At 53.4% G+C, this 5,117-nt stretch carries 4 protein-coding genes and 1 pseudogene; 2 read left to right on the plus strand and 3 right to left on the minus strand.

Annotated features, from left to right (window positions below):
• Positions 1 to 342: 342 nt before the first annotated feature.
• Positions 343 to 585: an EF-hand domain-containing protein gene (locus ACR0K1_RS25235; RefSeq protein WP_480612436.1), complete on the minus strand. Its 243-nt coding sequence runs from the start codon at positions 583 to 585 to the stop codon at positions 343 to 345.
• A gap of 446 nt (positions 586 to 1,031) precedes the next feature.
• Here ACR0K1_RS25235 and ACR0K1_RS25240 point away from each other — a divergent pair, with 446 nt between their 5' ends.
• The gene (locus tag ACR0K1_RS25240; RefSeq protein WP_480852272.1) at positions 1,032 to 2,105 is read left to right on the plus strand and encodes an agmatine deiminase family protein; all 1,074 of its coding nucleotides are present in this window, start codon (positions 1,032 to 1,034) and stop codon (positions 2,103 to 2,105) included.
• A gap of 115 nt (positions 2,106 to 2,220) precedes the next feature.
• Here ACR0K1_RS25240 and ACR0K1_RS25245 read toward each other — a convergent pair whose 3' ends face one another.
• Positions 2,221 to 3,138, minus strand: coding sequence for a LysR family transcriptional regulator (locus ACR0K1_RS25245; protein WP_480612438.1), 918 nt, complete (start codon positions 3,136 to 3,138; stop codon positions 2,221 to 2,223).
• Between the two features lie 81 nt (positions 3,139 to 3,219).
• Here ACR0K1_RS25245 and ACR0K1_RS25250 point away from each other — a divergent pair, with 81 nt between their 5' ends.
• Positions 3,220 to 4,116, plus strand: a complete 897-nt coding sequence (locus tag ACR0K1_RS25250; protein ID WP_480612439.1) for a DMT family transporter — start codon at positions 3,220 to 3,222, stop codon at positions 4,114 to 4,116.
• A gap of 816 nt (positions 4,117 to 4,932) precedes the next feature.
• Here the strand turns inward: ACR0K1_RS25250 and ACR0K1_RS25255 are convergent.
• Positions 4,933 to 5,117: pseudogene (locus ACR0K1_RS25255) on the minus strand (hypothetical protein); the annotation flags it as partial.

A 5,117-nucleotide genomic window follows, 5' to 3' on the forward strand; every position in this document is an offset into this window, starting at 1 on the left:
CCGATGCATCAATCGTGCTATCGGGGCCAATATCCAGCGAAGCCCAAAAACCGGGATCGTTTATATCTGCATTGGTTAGAGTGATAAAAACCGGCATGTCACAATCCGCTTTTTAATTAGGTCAGTATAGTGCAATCGCTTCTTAGGTACATCTTACCCAATCGGCCGTTCAAACCCAACCATATGCAAAACGACGCATGAGAGCTGGATATGGCAAGCTCGATCCCCCTTGTTCGCAATTCGAAAGAACGGATAACTCTGAGAGGTGTGCTTGCTTCAACCAGCTGCTTAGCGGAGTCAGGCGGCCCAGGGAGGATCGGGCCGCCATTCTCAACAAGCAGATTAGCCGTTGTCTGACGGCAGTATCCCCGCTTCTTGCGCAATCTGAATCTCATCCTGATCCAGAGAACCATCTCCATTGGCGTCCATCATCGTAAATGTATCGGCATCGACATTCGGCGCAACAGCTTGCACCTCTTCAATAGTCAAAACACCATCTCCATTGGTGTCCGCAGATTGCGCTGCGGCCAGAGTGGGCAGTCCGAATGCGACGGCTGCAGCTGCGGCGACAAATTTAGGTTTCATTACGTGGCTCCTAAGTAAACGTTGGGTGGTTATGTCCGGACAGGCACCAGAAACACCCAAACGCATTGGGCTTCACCCGCAATGAGTGTGTAGGTCTGTTTTGCGCCAATCTCCGCGTGTTTGTGAGAGTCGCACTCGCAAACACCTGCTCGGCAAAATTCCCCCAATGTGACTAGGCGGTAAGTACCCGGTTCGAAACAAGCCACACGGCAAGGCTCCGCTTAGAATTCGCAGACTCGAAATGCATCAATGTCGACTTCGAGTCATCTGTTGGAATCCGATTGCGTTGCTGTTGCACCGATTGCTCTAAGGCAATCAATGTAGTCACCGAATGCAGCTGCTCCGCTCTCCGCGAGGCTATCTACGCGATTCTTGACCTTGTGTTGATGTCGACTATCCCGCAAAAATAGACAGGATCGCCATTTCTCAAACGATTGTGAGGGTTTATGAAGCGGCGTAGTATGATGGTCGGCAGCGGGGCACTGGGAATGGTGGGATTGCTCGGGATGAATAGGGCAACTGCCAATTCTGGGTTCTACGTACCGCCGGAAGAAGATCCTCACCAGCTTACTTTCATGCAATGGCCCGTAAACCGCATGGTTCATCCTGACCCTGTCTTCCTCGATATGGCTCAGCAGACGATTGCCGATATTGCGAATGCAATCAGCGAGTTCGAGCCGGTGAAGATGCTCAGTGCGGCTGAGGATCACGCAGGGGCACAGGCAAAGCTTTCGGGAAAAGTAGAGTTATGGGACATCGCCACTGAAGATCTCTGGTGCCGCGACGCAGGACCGATCTTTGTGGTAGACGGCGCTGGCGGTCTTGCCATCAGCCATGTCCAGTTCAATGGCTGGGGGGGGGAAAAACAAGTGAATGCCCGCGATAGCCTGATTGCCGAGCGTGTTGCCGAACGTCTGGGGCTGCAGCTCTTGCCAACCGGATTACGCGGAGAAGCAGGGGGCGCGGAGCAGGATGGGCATGGTCTGTTGATTGCACACGAAAGCAGCTGGGTGAACGACAACAGAAATCCCGGCCTCAGCCGCGACGAGATCGAGCGCCGGTTGCTGACCGCCTACGGCGCTGACCGGATGATCTGGTCGCCTGGTGTCTGGGGCGAGGACATCACCGATTATCACATTGACAGTCTTGCGCGGTTTTCTGGTCCGGGGCGTGTACTGATCAATCTGCCGGATGACCCCGATCTGGAAGACCCGTTCAATTTCGCTGCCGTTGAAACACATGATGTGCTTGTCGCAAGCGGTTTGGATGTGGAGGTCATTCCTGAGCCGGTGATCCGCCGGGTGAGCAGCATCGATTTCGTAGCCTCCTATGCAAACTACTATGTCTGCAATGGGGCGGTGATTGCCGCCGAATTTGGAGACCGAGAAACCGACGAGATCGCGCGAGAAGCTCTTGCGCGGCGCTATCCCAGGCGGGAGATCGTAACTTTGAATGTTGACCCATTGGGTGAGATGGGTGGCGGTATCCATTGCGCAACCCAGCAGATGCCCGCCGTATGATCTGGTTTTCGCGTAAAGCCAGCATCATCGAGGCCGCTGCCGCGCCTTGCTGCACCCGCGCTAAAGTCCGTTCTGAGCCCATAGTTCTGAATGCTGCGTACAGTACTATGGACTGCTATTCGTTCAATTCTTCGCCCAGCCACTCGATAAGCTGATCGGTGTTTGGGTGAACGTGACGGGATCCACCGCGAAAGACGGAAATTTCCGTCGGGCGAGCGATCGTTTCGTTACAAGGTCTTATGAGCTTGCCTTCTGCAATCATCCCCTCGGTGGTTCTGCCCCAACCGAGAGCGATGCCTTGACCGGCTACAGCAGCTTGGAGAACTAGTGGATAGCTATCAAACGACACATATTTGGGACGATTGGCCGTGTCGACGCTGACAGCTTCGAACCAGTCGTCCCAGCCTGCCCAATCTTGCGGCATGACAGCATGGACTAATAACGGAAACCGTCCAACCTCATTCGGCTTAAGAGGTAGCTTTGCGTCCGCGACCAGCGACGGAGCACAAACCGGAAAAATGTCATCCGCTGCCGTAAAGGCCAAACGGGCCGACCCCGAAGCGCGGCCAGATGTCTGCATGGCCACGTCAAATGCCTCGGAGGTTTCGGTCAGTGGATTGAGGCTGCTAACGACGCGCAGTTCAACACCTGGGTGGCGTTCGTGAAATCGGGCCAGACGCGGCATAAGCCAGTAGAACGCTTCACATAGTTGGCAGTGCAAAATCAGTTCAGCAGACCGACGCTTTCCCTGAATTGCGGCTACCTCGGTTGTGATATCGGACAGAGCCGCGCCAACGACCCTGCCAAGCCGCCGCCCGGCATCGGTCAGAAATACAGCACGGTTGCGTCGCTCGAAGAGCGTGACGCCTAACTCCCGCTCCAATGCAGCGATCTGCTTGCTCACCGCTGTCTGTGTCATCCCAAGTTCCTCCGCTGCACTGGAAAAGCTCTCATAACGAGCCGCAGCTTCGAATGGTCGAAGACGAGAGAGAGGGGGATGTGACATGGTCGGAAATCCATTCCTTTTAGTCATGCAAATGGGTGAAAAATTCCTTTTTCACATGAGAGCATACATGCTTTCTGGTCAATAGTGTAATGGAGATCGGTAGCCGAGATGACGTTGACGACAACCAAAAGCCAGACCAGTCTCGCCATCTTCGCGATCATTGCCGCCGTTGCTGCTCTCTCTCTCGGCGACGCGCTGATCAAAGGAACCGGGCTGTCGCTTCCGTTGTGGCAAATGTTCATTTTGCGGTCATGCATGGTCGTGCCCATGCTCTGGTGGCTAACACACCGTCGCGGAGGGATAAGACTGGAGAATCCTGCTTGGGCCGTCCTTCGCGGCATTCTGCTCGTGCTCATGTGGTTGAGCTATTACTCAGCTTTGCCGCTTATGCCCTTATCGCTGGCAGCGGCGGCCTACTACACGGGCCCGCTTTTCATCGTCGCGTTGGCTGCAAGCGTTGCGGGCCGTTGGCCTCGGCACCGCGCCATCTTCGCAATCGCGGCAGGCTTCATTGGAGTGCTGCTCATTATCCAACCTGATACATCAGATCTTGCGCTCGGAACGCTCATGCCGATCATCGCAGCCGGTCTTTATGCCGGTGCAATGGTGCTGACATCGGTCAAATGCCGCGACGATGATCCATTCAGTCTGGCACTTGTGTTGAATGTTGCGTTCATAGTCAGCGGGGCTGTCCTAGGCGCTTTTGCTGGACAAGATGGATCGTTTATTCTCGGCCCATGGCAGATGGTAGACTTGCGACTGCTGGTCACGCTTATGGCGCTCGCGGGGTTTATCTTGATCGGCAGTGTTGGAGCAGCGGTTGCCTACCAGCTCGGGCCACCCAATACAGTCGCAGCTTTCGACTACAGCTATCTCGTGTTCAGTCTGATCTGGGGCGGTTTGTTTTTCGCGGAGCTGCCCAACTCCTTGGGTTTGATTGGTATTCTGGTCATAATTGGCGCGGGTCTCTTGGCACTTCCGAGCCAAAGTAGGAGGAATAGTTGATAGCTTGAGCTCTGCGAGAGCCAACACTCGCCCTGCTGCTCCCAATTTACACATTGTTCGGATAGTGTTGAAAAAGTCAGTTTTTGGCGAAAGCCAGTGGAAAAGCAGGCCATGGATCGACGTCACGAGATTTCGGCCAGAGGGTCGGCCAAATCATCAATGCGGCGCTGTATGTGGCGATCATGACCTGTTGAGCGCAAACCGACACGACTTTTCTCATGTTCTGAATTTTTGCGGAAAACTAAGAGCCAGGAAATTCTGACTTTTTCAACACTATCTCCGCAGTGAAGACATTGACCACAATTCAATCAATGTCCGGTATGGGACGCATTGCTTGCTCACGCGAAAGGCAGCGAGCTGCATGCACCAAAACAAAAAAATCTCAAAAATATCTGCCCGCTCCAGGACAACAAACAGGCAATACATTGATTAGAAATGGTTTTTTGCGACACAGGGATCATCTTTCGCCTCTCTAGCTCTAGAAAGCATTCCCTGTCGAAAAAAAATCCCCGAATGATTGGAGGGCGGGTCTAGCCGAAAACGTAATGCAGACTTTTACCCGCCCCCTCACCCGGGCACCAAATTTATCTGCTCAAAGATGAAACCTACTATCCTGCAACCAAACTTTCCAAGCTACTGGCTATGGTAATAAGGATGTCGCGATATTCGCGACGGAGCGCTGCTGTAATACAAGCCAAACGTCACAAGACTCGAGACAATAGAGCACCAAATGGGAGACAGGTTTCAATTCATCGTCACCGTTTCGGATATGGCAATGTCTTGAATTTAGTTACGTGGTTTAGGATTTTCTTCATTTTATCCACCCGATCGTTGGTGACGCAGAACCTCAAAATCACCGTGTTCTGGCCATTTGCAAAACAGCAGCTTGGGGAGCGCATTTGCTGTTCCAATTTCGGTCAACTCGTACTCCGGTCCACGTGCTTCACCCTCCACACCAAGCGCGCCAAGTCTTGTAACAACAATGAAGCCTTTCGCCTGAA

It is taken from the genome of Ruegeria sp. F5 (genome assembly GCF_056533845.1).